At 72.8% G+C, this 17,501-nt stretch carries 16 protein-coding genes; 7 read left to right on the plus strand and 9 right to left on the minus strand.

Annotated elements, in window-relative coordinates; genetic code table 11:
• Nucleotide 1 precedes the first annotated feature (1 nt).
• Nucleotides 2-1,255: a glycosyltransferase gene (locus tag ACIRPT_RS20145; RefSeq protein ID WP_403828723.1), complete on the minus strand. Its 1,254-nt coding sequence runs from the start codon at nt 1,253-1,255 to the stop codon at nt 2-4.
• Nucleotides 1,252-2,379 carry a glycosyltransferase family 4 protein gene (locus tag ACIRPT_RS20150; protein ID WP_403828725.1) on the minus strand — a complete coding sequence of 376 codons (1,128 nt, stop codon included), beginning with the start codon at nt 2,377-2,379 and terminating at the stop codon, nt 1,252-1,254. The genes ACIRPT_RS20145 and ACIRPT_RS20150 overlap by 4 nt, the downstream gene beginning before the upstream one ends.
• Before the next feature lie 178 nt (nt 2,380-2,557).
• Between ACIRPT_RS20150 and ACIRPT_RS20155 the strand changes: the two genes are divergently transcribed.
• Entirely contained in the window at nt 2,558-2,782 is a 225-nt protein-coding gene (locus tag ACIRPT_RS20155; RefSeq protein WP_403828727.1) for a DNA-binding protein, read from the plus strand.
• A 24-nt stretch (nt 2,783-2,806) separates the two neighbouring features.
• Here the strand turns inward: ACIRPT_RS20155 and ACIRPT_RS20160 are convergent, their stop codons facing one another.
• A complete protein-coding gene (locus tag ACIRPT_RS20160; protein WP_403828729.1) occupies nt 2,807-4,231 on the minus strand; it encodes a HEAT repeat domain-containing protein in 1,425 nt (474 codons plus the stop codon).
• Nucleotides 4,232-4,554: 323 nt separating this feature from the next.
• On the opposite strand from ACIRPT_RS20160, the gene ACIRPT_RS20165 reads away from it, so the two are divergent.
• Nucleotides 4,555-6,021, plus strand: a complete 1,467-nt coding sequence (locus tag ACIRPT_RS20165) for a PP2C family protein-serine/threonine phosphatase (protein WP_403828731.1) — start codon at nt 4,555-4,557, stop codon at nt 6,019-6,021.
• A gap of 158 nt (nt 6,022-6,179) precedes the next feature.
• Here ACIRPT_RS20165 and ACIRPT_RS20170 read toward each other — a convergent pair whose 3' ends face one another.
• Nucleotides 6,180-7,721, minus strand: coding sequence for a hypothetical protein (locus ACIRPT_RS20170; RefSeq protein ID WP_403828733.1), 1,542 nt, complete (start codon nt 7,719-7,721; stop codon nt 6,180-6,182).
• 285 nt (nt 7,722-8,006) lie between these two features.
• On the opposite strand from ACIRPT_RS20170, the gene ACIRPT_RS20175 reads away from it, so the two are divergent.
• Nucleotides 8,007-9,140: an aminoglycoside phosphotransferase family protein gene (locus ACIRPT_RS20175; RefSeq protein WP_403507999.1), complete on the plus strand. Its 1,134-nt coding sequence runs from the start codon at nt 8,007-8,009 to the stop codon at nt 9,138-9,140.
• Between the two features lie 330 nt (nt 9,141-9,470).
• A complete protein-coding gene (locus tag ACIRPT_RS20180) occupies nt 9,471-11,468 on the plus strand; it encodes an N-acetylmuramoyl-L-alanine amidase (protein ID WP_403828735.1) in 1,998 nt (665 codons plus the stop codon).
• A 175-nt stretch (nt 11,469-11,643) separates the two neighbouring features.
• Here ACIRPT_RS20180 and ACIRPT_RS20185 read toward each other — a convergent pair whose 3' ends face one another.
• The 3 genes from ACIRPT_RS20185 to ACIRPT_RS20195 all read right to left on the minus strand — a co-directional run bounded on the left by ACIRPT_RS20185 (nt 11,644) and on the right by ACIRPT_RS20195 (nt 13,284).
• A complete protein-coding gene (locus ACIRPT_RS20185) occupies nt 11,644-12,144 on the minus strand; it encodes a hypothetical protein (protein ID WP_403828737.1) in 501 nt (166 codons plus the stop codon).
• Between the two features lie 121 nt (nt 12,145-12,265).
• Nucleotides 12,266-12,661: an ACT domain-containing protein gene (locus ACIRPT_RS20190; protein ID WP_403828739.1), complete on the minus strand. Its 396-nt coding sequence runs from the start codon at nt 12,659-12,661 to the stop codon at nt 12,266-12,268.
• Entirely contained in the window at nt 12,658-13,284 is a 627-nt protein-coding gene (locus tag ACIRPT_RS20195) for a CGNR zinc finger domain-containing protein (RefSeq protein ID WP_403508004.1), read from the minus strand. Before ACIRPT_RS20195 ends, ACIRPT_RS20190 begins: the two co-directional genes overlap by 4 nt.
• 111 nt (nt 13,285-13,395) lie before the next feature.
• Between ACIRPT_RS20195 and ACIRPT_RS20200 the strand changes: the two genes are divergently transcribed.
• A complete protein-coding gene (locus tag ACIRPT_RS20200) occupies nt 13,396-14,121 on the plus strand; it encodes a leucine-rich repeat domain-containing protein (protein WP_403828741.1) in 726 nt (241 codons plus the stop codon).
• A 123-nt stretch (nt 14,122-14,244) separates the two neighbouring features.
• Here the strand turns inward: ACIRPT_RS20200 and ACIRPT_RS20205 are convergent, their stop codons facing one another.
• Together ACIRPT_RS20205 and ACIRPT_RS20210 are read right to left on the minus strand one after the other, a co-directional pair.
• Complete coding sequence (locus ACIRPT_RS20205; RefSeq protein ID WP_403508008.1) at nt 14,245-14,484, minus strand: DUF397 domain-containing protein; 240 nt, start codon at nt 14,482-14,484, stop codon at nt 14,245-14,247.
• A 137-nt stretch (nt 14,485-14,621) separates the two neighbouring features.
• Nucleotides 14,622-15,017 carry a RidA family protein gene (locus ACIRPT_RS20210; protein ID WP_403828743.1) on the minus strand — a complete coding sequence of 132 codons (396 nt, stop codon included), beginning with the start codon at nt 15,015-15,017 and terminating at the stop codon, nt 14,622-14,624.
• 314 nt (nt 15,018-15,331) lie between these two features.
• Between ACIRPT_RS20210 and ACIRPT_RS20215 the strand changes: the two genes are divergently transcribed.
• Both ACIRPT_RS20215 and ACIRPT_RS20220 read left to right on the plus strand, forming a co-directional pair.
• Nucleotides 15,332-16,255, plus strand: a complete 924-nt coding sequence (locus tag ACIRPT_RS20215) for a GNAT family N-acetyltransferase (protein ID WP_403828745.1) — start codon at nt 15,332-15,334, stop codon at nt 16,253-16,255.
• A gap of 116 nt (nt 16,256-16,371) precedes the next feature.
• Nucleotides 16,372-17,400, plus strand: coding sequence for an aminoglycoside phosphotransferase family protein (locus ACIRPT_RS20220; protein WP_403828747.1), 1,029 nt, complete (start codon nt 16,372-16,374; stop codon nt 17,398-17,400).
• Nucleotides 17,401-17,501 lie beyond the last annotated feature (101 nt).

The following is a 17,501-nucleotide window of genomic DNA, read 5'->3' on the forward strand; positions in this document are numbered from 1 at the left end:
GTCACCACCCGGCCCGGGGACGCACCGGCGACACGGGCTCGACGTCCGCCGGGCCGCATGGCGCGGACGCGTCGTGCGCGTCGTGCGCGGCCAGGAAGGCCTCGACGGCGGGCCGCCAGCCGTACCCCTCCGCGCGCTGCCGGGCGGCGGCGCGGCGGGCGGGCTCGGGGCGGGCCAGCACCCGCTGGGCGGCGTCGGCGAAGGAGGGGCCGTCGTCGAGCGCGGTGTCGCCGCTGCTGCCGACCAGGCCGGCCAGCGCGGAGGCGGCGCTGGCGACCACGGGTGTGCCGCAGGCGAGCGCCTCCAGGGCCGCCAGGCCGAAGGTCTCGGCCGGGCCCGGCGCCAGCGCGAGGTCGGCGCTGGCCTGGAGCGCGGCGAGGTGGGCGCGGTCGGCGAGGTGCCCCAGGAACGCCGCGGGCAGCCGCTCCGCCCGCGCCCGGCCCTCCAGCCGCGCCCGCAGCGGCCCGTCACCGGCCACCACCAGCGCCGCGTCGACACCCCGCCGGCGCAGCTCCGCCAGCGCGTCCAGCGCCCGCCCCGGCCGCTTCTCCGGCGACAGCCGGGAGCACATCACCATCAGGACGGCGGCCCGTCCCGCGCAGCGCCGCCGCAGCTCCGCACTCCGGCAGTCCGGGTGCCAGGCGGCGAGGTCGACGCCGAGCGGCGCCCGCACGACATTGCGCGCCCCGACCCGGGTGAACTCCGCCGCCGCCCATTCGGTGGTGCACACGATGCGGCTGTAGGCGTGTGCGGTACGGGAGTTGAGCCGGTCCGCGGCGGCGCGGGCGAGCGGGTGCGGCACGCCCCAGGTCCGCAGCACCCCGTCGACGCTCTCGTGCGAGACCATCACCGCGGGGACCCGGGCCCGGCGCGCCCACTCGCCCGTCCACCGCAGCGTCGTACGGTCGGAGACCTCCAGCCGGTCGGGGTCCAGCGCCCGCAGCACCCGCCGCAGCCGGCGCCCGTCGGTCAGTACCCGATAGCCCCCGGTGCCGGGCACCGCGGGCCCCGGCAGAGTGATCACCCGGCCCTGTCCGGTGAGCTCGTCGGACGTCCCGTGTCCCGCCCCCGGCACGATGAGCACCGGCTCGTGCCCGGCGGCCGCGTAGCCGGCGCCGAGCTCGCGCAGCGCGGTACGCAGCCCGCCCGACGCCGGGGTGACGAAATTGGCGACCCGTACGATCCGCAGCCCCGCCCCGCGGCCCCGGCGGGCTTTCGCAGCGCTTCGTATGCCGTCCGCGGCGTCACCGCTCATGCCGCCACCGCCGTCCGGCCGGCGAGCACGTCCTCGTAATGGCCGAGGAGCTGATCGCCCACGGCCTCCCAGGTGCGGTCCTCGACGGCCGCACGGCCCGCCGCGCCGTACCGGATGCGCAGTTCGGCGCTGTCCCCGAGCAGCCGCACCGCGTCCCGCACGGCCCCGCCGTCGCCCGGCGTCACCAGCAGCCCGGTGCGGCCGTGGTCCACCAGGTCGAGCGGGCCGCCGGCGCGCGGCGCGACCACGGGCACCCCGGAGGCCATCGCCTCCTGCACGGTCTGACAGAAGGTCTCGTACGGACCGGTGTGCACGAAAATGTCCAGCGAGGCATAGATCCGGGCGAGTTCATCGCCGGTGCGGCGGCCCAGGAAGCGCACCTCGGGGAGGGCGGCGCGCAGTCCAGGGGCGCTGGGGCCGTCGCCGATGACGACGGTGCGCACGCCGGGCAGCCGGGAGGTCTCGGCCAGCAGGCGGACGTCCTTCTCCGGGGCCAGCCGCCCCACGTACCCCACCAGCAGCTCACGCCCCGCGGCCAGCGAGCCGCGCAGCACCGCATCGCGCCGGCCGGGGTGGAAGCGCGCGGAGTCGACCCCGCGGGGCCACAGATGGACCCGCGGCACGCCGTGCTCGGTCAGATCCAGCAGCGCCGCGCTGGAGGGCGCGAGCGTCCGGTCGGCGGCCGCATGCACCGCCCGGATCCGGCGCCAGGCCGTCGCGGCGCCGCCGCCCAGATAGGTGCGGGCGTAGCGGCCCAGATCGGTCTGGTAGACGGCGATCGCGGGCACCCGGCGCCGGGCCGCCGCGGCCATCCCGCGGGCGCCGAGGACGAAGGGGCTGGCGAGGTGCACCACGTCCGGCCGGTGCGCGTCGAGCGCGGCGGACAGTCTCCGCCCCGGCAGCGCGATCCGTACCTGGGGATAGCCGGGCAGCGGCACGGAGGGCACCCGGACGACGGGGCAGGGGCTCTCGACGGCCGCTACCGCCGGCTCATGAGCGGCGAGCGGCGCGATGACCAGCGGATCGTGGCCGCGCCGGACGAGATGCCGGGTGGTTTCCAGGGCGCAGTGTGCGACGCCGTTGACATCGGGCGGGAAGGATTCGGTGACGATGACGACACGCATACGGCTGTTCTCGGCGCGCCGTGCGTGGACCGGGCCAAGGGGATCTTTCCAGCCGGGGAACGTCCCATGAGCGTTCCGCTGCGCGCGGCGCCGCCGGGCGGCCGGCCGGATCGGATGTCAGGCTGGAAGTGGACCCGGCGCCGCGGCGCCGAAGCGGAGCGGACGGACGAGGAGACGTGTGACCTCCTACGAAGCGGAGCCCGACGAGCCCGCCGACGGCCTCCCCCCGCGGATCGGCGCCCCGGCACGCCGGGCCCTGGAGCGGGCGGGCTATCTGCGGCTGTCGCAACTGGCCGGCGCGAACGAGGCCGAGCTGCGGCAGCTGCACGGGATGGGCCCCAAGGCCCTGGGCATCCTGCGGGACGCGCTGGCGGCGCAGGGGATGTCCTTCGCCGGGGAGTGAGCGGGGCCCGGAACCACCGGCGCCCTACACCCCCTGGGCCTCCGGCCCGAAGCGGCTGCGGACCGCCGTCTGGACCTCGGCCTCCTCCGCCGGATCGGCGGCGAGGCGGCGGAGCTGTTCGACGACCCGGTCGTCGCCGGTGGCGGCGTGCCGGGCGGCGAGTTCGCGGGTGGTCTCCTCGCAGTCCCACAGGCACTCGACGGCGAAGCCGGCCGCGAAGCCGGGATCGGTGGCGGCGAGCGCACCGGCCGCCCGGCCCCGGAGGTGCGAGGAGGAGGTCTCCCGGTAGATGTGGCGCAGTACGGGGGCGGCGCAGGCGACGCCGAGGCGGCCGACGCCGTCGACGAGCTCCCACAGACCGCCCGCGTCCGGGCCCTCCTCACGAACCGTGCGGCGCAGCGCGGCCAGCACCAGATCGGCGTCGCGCTGCGCGCCACGGCGGGCGAGCATCGCGGCGGCCGAGGCACCGAGGCGGTCCGTGCGCGGGGCCCAGATGCGGGCCCGCTCCACGGCCGCCACACTGCGCATCCGCGCGAAGGCGGCGAGCGCGGCCGAGACCGGCAATTCGGAGGAGAGGGGGCAGGCGACCGCGTCCTCGATCAGATCGAGGACGTCCGCGTCGCCGCGGTCGGCGAGGTGGTGCAGGGCCGCGGCGCGCGCGGCGTCCGGGCCCGTACGGGCGGCATTCAGCAGCTCGGGGCGGTCCTCGGGTCCGGCGACGGCGCCCAGGCAGCGGGCGGCGGCGACGTACCGGTGCTCCTCGGGCTCGAGCTCCAGGCCCTGCTGGGCCCACGCGAGGACCTCGGTCACGCTCCAGCCGGGGCGCGGCCCACGGGGGCGCAGCTGGCGCTGCCACCGGTCGAAGGAGCCCTGCTCGGCAGCGGCGGCCAGCCGGGCGCGGTAGCGGGGGTCCTCGGCCCACAGCCGCCAGGGCCGGGGCTCGAAGGCATCGCGGACGGCGGCGGCGAGTTCCGCCTCGCCCTCCTCGGTCTCCGGGAAGCGGGCGAGCGCGGCGGGGGCGAGGGTCATCAGCCCGGCGTCGTCGTCACGCAGCGCGAGCTCGTCGAGGGCCCAGCGCCAGTTGCTGCCGGCCGCGGCGTAGCTGCGCAGCAGCAGGCGGGCGGCGGCCCGGCCGTACGAGGCGAGGTGGCCGAGCACGGCGAGGGCGAGACCGGTGCGCTCCTCGCCGGTGTCGACGAGGTCGTCGGCGTGGAAGAGGTGGCGTTCGATCTCTTCGAGTCCGCCGTCGAGCTGCATGTAGAGGCGCGCGTAGTAGAGCGAGCGGTTCTCGATCTGCCAGTCGCGCCTGGGGTCACGCAGCACGCTGTCGTTGAGCGCCGCGAGCGCCTCGGCACGCGGCGCCGCGAGGGCATGCAGGGTCCCGTCGCCGCGGCCTCGCTGAAGGAGGCCGAGCAGGGTGCCGCTGGGCGCTATGTCTGGATCGAACATGAGGTCAGCATCCGGGGCGAGGGGCAGGCTGGCAACGGGATTTCCGCTGACCGGCATTCTTGCCGGTGACTGCGGGCTGTATGCGTCGTTCCCACCATGGATCGGCGGGCATGACAGCTCTACGGCGGCCGCAGCCTAGCCTGGAAGCTGTCATTCCGCCGATTCGACCCGGGGTTGCCACGGAAGGCCAACGGCATATGCCAGGTGCACCACCGTATCGGGTAATGCCAAATCCCTTACGGACCGTCGCAGCCTGTGCAACAGTCGTAACCGGCCCCTTCTGTCAGACCTGGCCCCGGCGCCGCCTGATCACGGAGTACGTCATGCCGTCCCCTCTCTTCGCGGATCACTCAGCCGACCGGTCTCCCGAGCGCGACACCGTCGAGGCACTCATCACGCAGGCCCGCCGCCTGCGCGGTGGCCTGGACGCGGTGCGCCGGGAGTCCGCGGCCGTGGACACCGGCCTCGCCACCGACCCGCAGCTGCGCTGGCAGCGGGCGCTGTGCGACCTCGCCGTCCACCACCTCGACGACCTCGGCGGTCATCTCGACCAGCTGAGAGAGGGACTTCCGCCGGAGAACGACGAGGACGAGGCGCCGTATGCGGAATTGCCCGCGGCACCGCCCGAGCCCGCGGCGCACGAGCGCGGCTCGCTGCTGCGCCGGGTGGGCAGCGCCGAGTGGAATCTGCTCACGGACGAGGCGACCTGGTCCGACGAGCTCTTCGCGATGTTCGGCCGGAAGCCCGCCGACGGACCGCTGACCCTGGACGAGCTGCCGTCGCTGGTGCTTGCAGAGGACCAGGAGGGGCTGGCCGCGATGGTCACCGACTGCCTGGTGGACGGCAAGCCGATCGACGGCGAGGTCCGGATCGTGCGCCCGGACGCGAGCCTGCGCACGGTCCACATGGTGGGCGAGCCGGTGCTCGACTCCGACGGCAGTACGGCATGCATGTGGGCCGTGCTGCGCGACGTCAGCGAGCTGCGGCGCAGCCAGGCCGCGGTGCGCGACAGCGTGGACTCGCTGCAGCGCGAGCGGCATGCCGAGCAGACCGAACACCGTCTGGCGGTCGAGCTCCAGGAGGCCGTGCTGCCGCAGTGGCGCGATTCGCTGCGCTTCCCGCAGGGTGGCCCGGTCGCCCTCGACTTCGCCGGCCGCTACCTTCCGTCCGGCACCAGCGCGCTGATCGGCGGCGACTGGTACGACGCACTGCAACTCCCGGACGGCAAGACGCTGTTGAGCGTCGGCGATCTCACCGGGCACGGCGTCACCGCCACGTCCGGGATGGCGATGGTGCTCGGCGCGCTGCGCGGGATGGCCGTCGCCGGGCAGGAGCCGGGACCGCTGATGGGCTTCCTCAACCAGCTTCTGGACACTACCGCGCAGCCCGCACTGGGCAGCGCGGTGTGCTGCCGCTTCGACCCCGACACCCGCCGGCTGGAGTGGGCCCAGGCCGGGCACCCCGCGCCGCTGCTGTTCCGCGGCGGCACGGGGCGCGCGCTGGACCCGCCCGAGGGCGTACTGCTCGGCGCGACCTCGGGCGCGACGTACGCCCAGCGCACCGAACAACTCGAGCCGGGCGATCTGCTCGTTCTGCACACCGATGGTCTGGTGCCCCGCCGCAACCCCACCGCCGACGCCCACGAGGGGGCCGAGCGGCTGCTCGCACTGGCGCCACGGTTCGCCGCGGCCCGCAGTGCGCAGGACAGCGTCCGTATCGTCGTCGAGGAGTTCGGCAGCACGGAGCGCGAGGATGACGCATGTGTGCTGATCGCCAGGATCGGCGACTGACACACACCGCGCACGCACCGGCAGACACGTACGCGCCGTCCGACACGGAAGCACCGTCGCACGGCGCAACGGACTTCAGGGCACCGACATCACCCGAGACATCGCCATGTGATGCCTCGTCATCGTGACCTTCACTTGACGCCGCGCCATATCCCTTGTCATACGGCGAAGTTGGGGCCCAGGCCCGTCGATCCCAGCCCTGGTCCGAGCCCTGACGCGCTTCCCTTCGGCTTGGTCTTCGCCTTCGGCAGGACATGCTGGATCTCCTCGCGCAGGTCCTGGATCTTGGTGTAGCTGGCGTACTGATTGGTGAGCCGGAACATCTCGCGCAGCCGGTCCCAGGTCCGATGCGAAGAGTTCTCGCCGATGGACACCAGAGCCAGCCGGGCGTAGCGGTCGGCCTGTTCGGGGTCGTTGCCGATGAAGCAGGCCGAGGCCATCGAGATGTAGTCGAAGATCTGGGACCGCTGAAAGCCGGCGTTCCGCAGCCGCAGCGCCTGCTTGGCGTGACTCTGGGCGATCTTCGCGACGGAGGGGTCGTGATCGGCGAGCGTACGGAAGGCCAGCGCCTGCATGCCGTGCAGATCCGCCTCGTCGAACATCTGCATCCAACTGGGCGGCGGCACATCGCCCTTGTCCGAGACGAACAGCTCCTCCGCCTCGCCCAGGGTGCGGCGCATCGCCTGGCCGTTGCCCTTGGAGGCCTGTGCCCAGGCCTCGATGGTGTGCAGCATGGCGCGGGTCCGCGGCAGGGTCTGCTCGCCGGAGCCGGACTTGGCCAGCTTCATCAGGTCCAGGGCGTCGTCCGGGCGGCCCAGGTGGACCATCTGCCGGGCGGCGCGGGAGAGCGCCTCGCCGGCCCGGGGTCGGTCGCCGCCCTCGCGCGCGGCATGGGCGGCGATGACGAAGTACTTCTGCGCGGTGGGCTCCAGCCCCACGTCATGGGACATCCAGCCGGCCAGCACGGCGAGGTTGGCCGCCACGCCCCACAGCCTGCGCTGGAGATGGTCGGGGTGGCGGTAGGCGAGCATGCCGCCGACCTCGTTGAGCTGTCCCACGACTGCCTTGCGCTGGAGGCCGCCGCCGCGGTTCGCGTCCCAGGCGCGGAAGACTTCGACCGAGCGCTCCAGCGCGTCGATCTCCTGGGACCCGACGGGGGCCGCCTCGTAGCGGTCGAGGCCGATCTGGTCGAGTTGGTCGAGGGAGTCGGCGGAGAAGGGATCGCCGTGGCGTGGGGCTTCGGCGGTCAGGGCGGGGTCGGTGTGCAGCCAGTCGTGCATGGCGCCGGTGAGTGCGGATCCCGCGGCGAGCGCCGCGCCCGCGCCCACCAAGCCGCGTCGGTTGAGCATGAGGTCCATTCCCGTGAATTCCGTGAGGACCGCAGCGGTCCGTTCGGGAGCCCACGGCAGACCGTCCGTGGCCTGCCGTTTCCCCGAGCGACCGGTTCTGGCGAACCCGAGGTCCTCGATGGTTACGACACGGCCGAGGCGCTCGGTGAACAAGGAAGCCAGGACCTTGGGCACCGGATCGCGGGGCGTCTCCCCCATGTCGATCCAGCGCCGCACTCGCGAGGTGTCGGTCGCCAGCTGCGGATGGCCCATGGCCGCCGCCTGCCGGTTGACCAGTCTCGCCAGCTCTCCCTTGGACCAGCCGGCCAGGCCGAAAAGGTCCGCGAGACGGGTGTTCGGCTGCCTGTCCACGTCAAGCCCCCAGGTTCCTCGACTGAGTTGACAGTAACGGCCGGTGAGGGGGGCTGCGACCATTCGCCAGGGTTCGCCAGGGTGCGCCAGATGGTCTGCCACCCATAGCCCCGTGTTCGGTAGGTGTGCAGCCCCCGGCCCGGTGGCGGGACCGCATTCCCCAGGGTGCGCGCCCTTCACAGGGACCCTGGATCGGCCTCCTTCTGCGGGCCCGTTCACCGGGTTCCCACCACCGGGCCGGGAGCGCACGCAATTCGTCGGCGCACGAAGGGATCTGTCTCACCCATGTATGCAGCATCGTCCGCCGTGACCGCCACCGCCCGGCCGTACCGCCCGCACCCCTCCGGCAGCGGGCCGTATCTCGACCCCTCCCCTTCCGTGGGGAGCGTCGCCGGCCTCACCGGCGGACGTAACCGGCGGCCACAGGGGACGGGCACCCAACCGCTCAGCGGGAGACTCGATTTGTCCGGCCCCCAGGGCGCTCAGCTGCGCGCCGCCGTCGCCTCGGTGCACCGCATCTGTCCGGAGTTCAATCCGGTCCAGGTGCTGCGCCGCAGCGGCAAGTCCGTCCTCCTGGTGGGCACGACGGGCCGGACGAGCGCGGTCGCGAAGTGTTTACTGGACCACTCTCCCGCGTGGTCCGAGCGGTTCCGGCAGGAAATAGCTGCTTACCGCGCATTCGTCCGGCATCGCCCGCCGGTACGGGTGCCGCGGCTGGTAGCGGCCGATCCCGACAATTGCACGCTGGTCGTCGAGCGCATGCCCGGCCGGGTCGCGGCCGCGGCGCGGCATCCGTCCGAGGCGCCTCCCCGCGCGGACGTACGGGCCGCGCTCGGCGCGATCTGCCGGATCAACACCTGGCGGCCGCCGGCCGGGCTGTTCGACGCCCCGCTGGACTACGCGGGCCGGATCGGCCGGTATCACGACCTGGGGCTGCTCACCGACCGGGACCTGGGTGATCTGCAGAAGCTGCTGCACGGCCTGGCGCACACCCAGGGGCAGTTCTGCCACGGCGACGCGTTGCTGAACAACGTCCTGCTCTCGCCCGCCGGCCCGGTGCTGCTGGACTGGGACAACGCGGGCTGGTATCTGCCGGGCTACGACCTGGCGACGCTGTGGTCGGTGCTCGGTGACGCCCCGGTGGCACGCCGTCAGATCAGCCAGCTCGCGCAGTCCGCGGGACCGGCTTCGCGGGACGCCTTCCTCGTGAATCTGATGCTGGTCCTGACCCGCGAGATCCGGCGCTACGAAACGGCCGTGCAGCGGACCATGCGCGAGCCCGCGCCTACGGGGACTCCGGGACCGGGACAGCCCGGGGCCCCCGCGGCGGGCGAGGAGCAGCGGCTGCTCCTGCGCCGGCTGCACGACGACTGCCAGATGGCGCGGCGTGCGGTGCGGGCGGCGGTCGGTACGCGCTGACGGCGGGCGGGGGTCCCCCGCGCCGTTCAGGCGGTGAGGGAAGAGGAGCGGCGCGCCCGGGACGGGGCGCGCCGCTCACCCGTGTGTGGGGTGCCGGTTCATTGGTCCATTCCACTGACGCTCCGCAGGCCCGGAGCCCGGTCCGGGAAGGATCCCCGGAAGATGCGCTGACATGCGAAATCCGGAGGCGGCGTGGCGATTGACGGAGCGTCGGCAAACCCCTGGCTCTGGGCCGACCGGTGGCTTTAGTCTCGGGTCCTTCGCTTCGTACGGCCGTTTGCGCATCAACCGTCACATCGCGTCGGCTCGGGCCGGCTTGAGGAGGCTGTTTTGCGAGGATCCGCCCCGGAAGACGACAAGAGAACCGCCCGTCCCGCCCTGCGCAGGTCCGTCACCGCCGTCGCCGCCGCGGTGCTGTTGCTGCCGCTGATCGCGGCCACTCCGTCCGCGGGCGCCGGCAAGCCCGGCCCCGGCGATCTGCAGCGCGCCTTCACCGAAGCCGCGGAGCGCTATCACGTACCGCGCAGCGTGCTGCTCGGCGTCTCGTACCTGGAGTCCCGGTGGGACGATCACGGCGGCGCGCCCAGCGTCTCCGGGGGCTACGGCCCGATGCATCTGACCGACGCCCGGACGGCCCTGTCGCGGGAGCCGGAGTTCAGCGGGCCGGCCGAGGACGCCCGCGGGGACGGCTCGCGCGGCCGTAAGGCCGTGTCGGCCCGCCAGGCGGAGCGGGCGAAGCTGCCGGGCGAACTCCCCGCCCGGCTGCGGACCTTGCACACGGCCGCCGGGCTGACCGGGCTGTCGCCCGAGAAGCTGCGTACGGACCCGGCGGCCAATGTGCTCGGCGGCGCGGCGCTGCTCGCCGCGGAGCAGCGCCGGACGGGGACGGCCGGCAGCGCCGATCCGGCCCAGTGGTACGCGGCGGTGGCGCGCTACGCGGGCGAGGACAACTCCGAGGCCGGCCGGTCGTTCGCCAACGATGTGTACGCGGTGATCCGGCGCGGCCTGACCCGGACGACGGACGCCGGGCAGCGGGTGACGCTGGCCGCCGTGCCCAGCCTGCACCTCGACTCCGGGCAGGCGAAACGTGCCGGCATGCAGACGGACGAGGGCCCCGCGCCCGATCTGGAGTGCCCGTGGAGCGTGGCCTGCGAGTCGGTCCCGGCGCCGTACGAGGAGTTCGGCGACCACGACTACGGCAACCACGACCTGGCGAACCGCCCCCGGGACCAGCGCGTCAGCACGATCGTCATCCATGACACCGAGGGCTCGTGGGAGACCACGCTGAAGCTGATCAAGGACCCGACGTACGTGTCCTGGCACTACACGATCCGATCCTCCGACGGGCTGATCGCGCAGCATGTGCCGACCAAGGACGTCGCCTGGCACGCCGGGAACTGGTACATCAACTCGCACTCGGTCGGCATCGAGCACGAGGGCTTCCTGGCGTCGCCGGACGCCTGGTACACGGAGGCCATGTACCGCACGTCGGCCCGGCTGGTGCGGTATCTGAGCCGGAAGTACGACGTGCCGCTCGACCGGCAGCACATCGTGGGCCACGACAATGTGCCCGGCACGACCCCGGCGACGATCAAGGGCATGCACACCGACCCGGGGCCGTACTGGGACTGGGACCACTACTTCACGCTGCTGGGCGCGCCCTTCACACCCAATGCGGGACCGCGCGGCGGATTGGTGACCATCCGCCCCCACTACGGCCAGAACCGGCCCGACTACACCGGTTGCACGAAGCCCGGCGAGCCGTGTGCGTCGCACGGTTCGGCGGCGGTCCGGCTGTACACCGCGCCGGACGAGCACGCTCCGCTGGTCAGGGACATCGGGCTGCACCCGGACGGCAGCGACTCCACCATCGATGTCAATGACACCGGCGCCCGCGCCTCCACCGGGCAGCAGTTCGCGGTGGCGGAGCGTGCCGGTGACTGGACGGCGATCTGGTACCTCGGGCAGCGGGCGTGGTTCCGCAACCCGGCCGGCGCCCGGACGGCGGTGAACTCGCGGGGCCCGGTCGCCACGCCGAAGGACGGCCGGGCGGAGATCCCGGTCTACGGCCGGGCGTACCCGGAGAAGGAGGCCTACCCGGCAGGCGTGCCGTACCAGGCCGTGACCCCACTCCCGTACAAGATCACGGCCGGCCAGGAGTACGCGGTCGGCGACCGGATGCGCGGCGACTACTTCTATGCGCCGACGTTCGACGTCTCCCAGCACACGGTCGTGCGCGGCAACGACGTCTACTACGAGATCCAGCTCGGCCACCGGGTCGGCTATGTCCGGGCGGACGATGTGGATATCCGCCGGTCGGACGCGTAGTGCGGTCGCGCGTGCTGCGGTCGCGCGCGGTGCGGCCCGCTGTCGCGTGTGGCCGTATGGGCCGTACAGGCCGTATCGACGACGCCGGGGGATGACTCCGCTCGTGTGACGGCAAGCGTCGCGCCCGGTGGACGGTCCTCTCGTCCACCGGGCGCGACGCGCCTCCGCTCCGGCGTCAGCCCTGCTGGAAGAGCTCCGCGGGCAGCGGCTTGAGCAGCGCGTAGAGATCGTCGGTGATCGGGCGTTCCCAGCTGGCGATGGTGACCAGCACGCCGTCACTGCGGTCGAACTGGGCGCAGGAGATCCGGCTCTCGGAGCACTTGATGCGCTTGACGATGAGCAGGTTGTCCTCGTGCATCACGGGGGTGTCCTCGCTCTCGACGACCGTCACCGGCTCGTCGTTGCCGAGCGCCGCGAGCAGCTGGGCCACCTCGAAGGGCACCTCGTCGTCGGCGAGGTCGCGGGCCGGTGAGCCCTCCGGCAGATTGCCGATGATCATCGCGGGGCCGCGGCCGCCGAACAGGTCGTAGCGCAGAAAAACACCCTGGCAGGTGCCGTCGGGCGCGGGCAGCAGCCCGGCACCGAGGTTGCCCGGCCAGTCCCCGGGGTCCATCGCGAGAACGTCGAAGTCAGGACCAGCGGGCGTGGCTGCGCTACGGCGGCGGAGGAAGGACATGCCGCCATCGTACGTGTCCGCGCCGGGCTCGCCGCGCGGACATCGGGGCGAGTGACGGCGGCTGCGGCCGGGGCTGCGGCCGGACCGGCTCGCGCGCCTGCCCGGTCGGCTGCGGCCCTCCTCAGACCCGCTCGGCCAGCGCGGTGAGCAGCCGGACCGCCTCGTCGGCCGCGGCGTACGGCACAAAGAGGTGATCATGGAAGTACCCGGCGACGACATTGCAGCTGAGGCCCGCGGCGGCGAGTTCGGCGGCGACCGCGGCGGTCAGCCCGACGGCATCCAGCGCGGAGTGCACCCGGAGGGTGAGCCAGCCGGCCACGTAGTCGTAGGCCAGGCCCGCCCGGTCGGCGTCCTCCTGTCGGACGACGAGCGTGCTGCCCTCCGGCTCCGCGACCGTGACCACCGGCTCCAGGCCCTCGGGGACGGCGCCGCGCACGGTCGTGAACACATATCGCCCCTCGTGGAGCTGGGGTCGCATGCTCCTGATCAGTACCTGGAGGTCGCGCTCGCCCGTCATGCGGCGCCCCGCCCTTCCGCACGCCGTTCCGCGCGCTCTTCCCGGCGCCGTCCGTGGTGGCGGGCCACCCGGGCGCGGTTGCCGCAGGAGGGGGTGCACCACTCCTGGCGGGCGTGGTCCTTGACGAAATAGCGGACGCAGCGAGGGGCGGGGCAGGCCCGCAGGAGCGTGCGGTCGGGGCCGTCGAGGAAGGCGATGACGGCGCGGGCGAGCGCGGCGGTGAGCCGGTCGGCGGCGGGCGGCTCGCCCGTCGGCCGGCGTTCCGTCGTCGGCGGTGCGCCGGGCGGCCAGGCGAGCCGCGGCACGGTCGGGACCAGGGCCGCAGCGGCGTTCAGCCGGCGGATCGCCTCGCTCTCCGGGAGCAGCCGGTGGGCGTCGGCGCTGCTGGGCGGCCCGGGCCGGACGGCGCGGGCGAACAGGGACCGGGTGGCGGCCCGCACCTCCCGTACGGCGGCGAGCAGGGCCTTGTCCGCGGAGGCGTCCGGGGCGCCGTCCAGGAGGGCGGCCCGTTCCCGTAGCCAGGCGGTGAGGCCGGCCGTATCGGCGAGGTCGTCGGCGACGCCGCCGTGGCCGTCGTGGCGGAGGGTGACGGCGAGGTCGAGGGCGAGCCGTGCTGCGGTCATGCGGCTAATGGTAGCGTCGCCGCCTGCCATTAATCATGGAGGGGAACGATGGCCGATCCTTGTCTCACCGCTCGCACGGCGAGGCCGGCGGGCCGCGCGCCGCGGGAGGCCGTGAGGGACACCCGCCTCAACTACTGGAAGGCGGGCCTGCGTTCGGTCCCGCCCGAGGTCTGGCGACGCGAGGACTGCGAGGTCCTGATCCTCGCCGACAACCACCTCACCGGGATTCCACCCGCCCTCGGCCGCCTCCGTGCACTGCACACCCTCGACCTCGGCCACAACGCGCTGACCGGGATACCGGAGGAAATCGGCGAGTTGGCGCCCGGACTGACCCGGTACCTGTATCTCCACGACAACCGGCTCACCGGCCTGCCGGACGGGCTGTGCGCGCTGGACCGGCTCGGCTATCTCAATGCCGGGGACAATCCGCTGGGCCGCTTGCCGGAGGAAATCGGCGAGATGGGCGGACTGGTCGAACTCCGCGCCCAGAACGCCCAGTTGACGAATGTACCGGCGTCGGCCGGCCGGCTCGGACTGCTACGGGAACTGTGGCTGGGCGGCAATGCCCTGACCGGCCTGCCCGCCTCGTTCACCGCCTTGCACGCCTTGCGGGTGCTGGAGCTCCGGAACAATGCCCTGCCCGGTGTCCCCGAGGCGCTGCGCGCACTGCCACTGCTGCGCCGGATCGACCTGCGGGGAAATCGGATCGGGGAATTGCCGTCATGGATCGCCGAGCTGCCGTCACTGGAAAAGCTCGATCTGCGGTGGAACGCGGTGGCGGACACCGCGGAACCGGTCGTGGCGCTGCGGGAAAGGGGCTGCGTGGTGCTCACGTAAGGGTGAGCACGGCATGGAATTCCGTTGCGCGGGCCGGGCGAGGGCGGGCCGCATGAGGCGGGCCCGCGCCACGTCGACCCGCGCCATACCGGCCCGCTCCACGCCGGCCCGCGTGCGGTCGAGCTACGTGAGGTCGAACTCCCCCTCCCGCGCGCCCAGTACGAACGCCCGCCACTCGGCAGGGGTGAAGATCAGTGCCGGGATCTCCGGACTGCGACCATTACGCATCGCGATGTAGCCCTCGACGAAGGCGATCTGGACGTCACCCACGCCCTGACTGCTCGACTGCCACTCGGCTTCGGTCAGGTCGAGCGCGGGTGCGCTTTCGCCCGTCAGTCGCTGCTCGGTGATGCTGTCGGCCACGTTGCCGCTCCTCCCGGTTGGTCATCCGGCGTCAGCGTAGTGACCGGGCCCGGTGACGGACAGGGTGCGACCGTCCGGGGGCGAGCCGGGGCCCTGGGGGAAGCGGATCCCGGCCGTGGACGATCAGCCGCGGATGGTCAGTCGTCGAGGATCGCGTCGAGCTCGAGCTCGACGAGCCAGTCGGGGTCGATGAAACGCGAGACCTCGACGAAGGTGCAGGCCGGCCGGACCGAGGCAAACCGCTCTCCGTGCGCCTTCGCGGCCTCCTTCCACCGCGTCACGTCCGTGAGCATGATGCGGGTCCGCACCACATCTTCCCGCCCCGCCCCGGCTTCCTTCAGCGCGGCCTCGGCGATATCCAGGCACCGCACGGTCTGGGCGTAGACGTCGCCCTGCCCCACCGTCTTCCCGTCGTCCCCGATGGCCGCGGTGCCGGCCACCACGACATGCTGCCCTTTGCGGACCGCCCGGGAGAATCCGATCCGGGGCTCAAGTGGTGAGCCAGAACTGACCAGCTGTCGAACGTGTTCCATCGCACCATGCTCTCAGGCCGGTTTCCTGCCAGGCACCACGGTGATCGGAAACTGCGGCTGACAACCGAAACCCACTGTTCGCGACCGGCGGGGCGGTCGAAAAGGGTTTGCGGGCGGGGCTGCGGTTGGATAGACGTTGGCGTCGGACCTCCGCCACGAGGGCGAGGGGCCACGACAGCGAGAGGAGGGATAAGCCCATGATCGCCATGATCACCGCGCTTGTGTCCTCCCGGGGCGCCGACCGCGTCTGACCCCGGAGCGGACAAGCGCCTTCACCGGAGCGTGCCTTGACCGTGAAAGCGAATGAGCTGACCATGCGTCCGATCACCGGACGCGAAGAACTCGACCTCTTCTCCCGACTGCCCTACGTCCTCAACGAGGAACTGACGGAAGACCTCGCCGCCGGCCGCCGGCGTCCGCAATGGATGTGGGTCGCCCTCCGCGGTGACCAACTGCTGGCCAGGGCAGCCTGGTGGAGCCGATCGGCGGGCGACGCACCGCTCCTCCTGGACGTCCTCGACATCGAAGACGGCGCCTCGGGTTCCCCTCACGTGGACATCGGGGTGCGGCTTCTGCGCACCGCGATGGCCGCCGCCTTTCCGAACGGGGCGCGTCCACCCGAGTACAGCCGCTTCGTCCCGCCGGACTGGCGCGAGGACGCGACGAGCAGACGAGTCGTGGAAGAGCGGATGACGCTACTGGAACGGACCGGCGCCCGGCTCCTGGTCGAACGACTGCGGCTGGAATGGCGTCCGGAATTGCCGGTTCCCGAGGTCAGCAGGCGCCTCGTCTTCCGGCCGGTCCACGATGCCGAGGAACTCGTGGCTCTGATGGCCTCGGTGCTGGAAGGGACGCTGGATGCACACGGCCGGGCGGACCTGACCCGGATGTCCGCCCACGAAGCGGCCGTCAGACACTACGAGGACGAACTCGCGCGCTACCGGAGCCCGCGGGACTGGTGGCGCATCGCCACGCTGCCCGATGGAGAGCCGGTGGGGTTCGTCATCCCGGCCCACAACGACTACAACCCGGTCATCGCGTACCTCGCGGTCCTGCCCACACACCGCGGCAACGGCTACGTCGACGACATCCTCGCCGAGGGCACCCGGGTCCTCGCCGAGCAAGACGTCCCGCGCATCCGGGCGTCCACAGACCTCGGCAACATCCCCATGGCGAACGCCTTCCGGCGCGCCGGATACATCAATTTCGCGCGTGAGATCAACATGACCTGGAGCTGACCGAGGCACGGGGGGGGAACTCCAGCGCAGCCGCACGTGCCGGGGCCTTCAAGGCCAACCCGCTTTCCAACTCGTTCCACAGTCAGCAGTGTTCAGGCGCAAGCAAGGATGAAGCCATGTGGTCAAGACTGCCGTTCGGGGAGAAGTTGCGGGCCGAGCTCGGCGCACCTGGCCGGGGTCGCCGGCTGGAAAGCAGCCCGCGGTCGCGGGTGTGGCGGGCCGAGCTGTCCGGCACGCGAGTGGTGGTCAAGCAGCTCATCGACGCTCCGGAGGCCGCCGAGAGGTATGCACGCGAGGTGGCCGCGCTGAAGCTCGCCTCCCGGGTTGACCCGCCCGTGGCGCCGGTGCTGCTCGGCACCGACCCGGGGGAACGGGTCCTGGTCCTCGAGCACCTGGAGCACCAGAAGCCCCGCGAGGACTGGGTGGTCGACTACGCCTCGGCGCTGGCCCGGCTCCACGCGGCCACCGGCGCCGAGGACGCAGACATGCTCCCCGCCTGGTCCGGCCCGACCCAGGACGACATCGACTCCTTCCTCGGGCTCGCCAGGACGCTCGGTGTCGCGGTGCCGTCCGGAGCACGAGCCGAGCTGGAGGGGCTCGTCGGCCGTCTGCTCGGCACACCCGGCCACGCCCTGCTGCACGGCGACCCCTGCCCCGGCAATGACATGCACACCAGCAGTGGCATCCGGTTCATCGACTTCGAACAGGCCGCGCTGGGCGACGGGCTGGTGGAACTTGCCTACCTGCGCATCGGTTTCCCGACCTGCTGGTGCGCCACCGCCCCACCTGAGCCCCTGCTGCACGCGGCCGAGGCCGCCTATCGGGCGGCATGGCGCGAGGCGACGGGCACCGAGGTCCAGGACGATCTCGCCGACGCATGTGCCGGCTGGCTGCTACGGGGCGACGCGCTGGTCCAGCGGGCGTACCGCGGAACCGCCGACCACTTGGCCGAGGTCCCGGACCGGGACTGGAAGTGGGGTACGGCAACGGCCCGGCAGCGACTCGTCCACCGTCTCGGCATCGTCAGCCGGATGACCGCTGACGGCGGTGAGCTCCGGTGCCTGGGGCAACTCGCCACGGACATCCGGCGGGCCATGCTCACCCGCTGGCCCGCGCTTCAACCGCTGCCCCTGCAACGGCCATAGGGCACCCTGATCCCTCGTCCCGCTGCACGGCCCGGAGTCCATGAGCCCGTGGATCACGGCGGCGGTATACGAAGGCCTCCGGTGTGGTGGCGCTGTCCAGG

It is taken from the genome of Streptomyces sp. NPDC101227, from assembly GCF_044767545.1.
Classification (GTDB): Bacteria; Actinomycetota; Actinomycetes; order Streptomycetales; family Streptomycetaceae; genus Streptomyces.

Excerpts from the sequence above, each read along its gene's own strand:
- ACIRPT_RS20145 (WP_403828723.1), bottom strand. The coding sequence starts at position 1,255 with ATGAGCGGTGACGCCGCGGACGGCATACGAAGCGCTGCGAAAGCCCGC.
- ACIRPT_RS20150 (WP_403828725.1), bottom strand. The coding sequence starts at position 2,379 with ATGCGTGTCGTCATCGTCACCGAATCCTTCCCGCCCGATGTCAACGGC.
- ACIRPT_RS20160 (WP_403828729.1), bottom strand. The coding sequence starts at position 4,231 with ATGTTCGATCCAGACATAGCGCCCAGCGGCACCCTGCTCGGCCTCCTT.
- ACIRPT_RS20165 (WP_403828731.1), top strand. The coding sequence starts at position 4,555 with ATGCCGTCCCCTCTCTTCGCGGATCACTCAGCCGACCGGTCTCCCGAG.
- ACIRPT_RS20175 (WP_403507999.1), top strand. The coding sequence starts at position 8,007 with ATGTATGCAGCATCGTCCGCCGTGACCGCCACCGCCCGGCCGTACCGC.
- ACIRPT_RS20185 (WP_403828737.1), bottom strand. The coding sequence starts at position 12,144 with ATGTCCTTCCTCCGCCGCCGTAGCGCAGCCACGCCCGCTGGTCCTGAC.
- ACIRPT_RS20190 (WP_403828739.1), bottom strand. The coding sequence starts at position 12,661 with ATGACGGGCGAGCGCGACCTCCAGGTACTGATCAGGAGCATGCGACCC.
- ACIRPT_RS20195 (WP_403508004.1), bottom strand. The coding sequence starts at position 13,284 with ATGACCGCAGCACGGCTCGCCCTCGACCTCGCCGTCACCCTCCGCCAC.
- ACIRPT_RS20210 (WP_403828743.1), bottom strand. The coding sequence starts at position 15,017 with ATGGAACACGTTCGACAGCTGGTCAGTTCTGGCTCACCACTTGAGCCC.
- ACIRPT_RS20215 (WP_403828745.1), top strand. The coding sequence starts at position 15,332 with ATGCGTCCGATCACCGGACGCGAAGAACTCGACCTCTTCTCCCGACTG.
- ACIRPT_RS20220 (WP_403828747.1), top strand. The coding sequence starts at position 16,372 with ATGTGGTCAAGACTGCCGTTCGGGGAGAAGTTGCGGGCCGAGCTCGGC.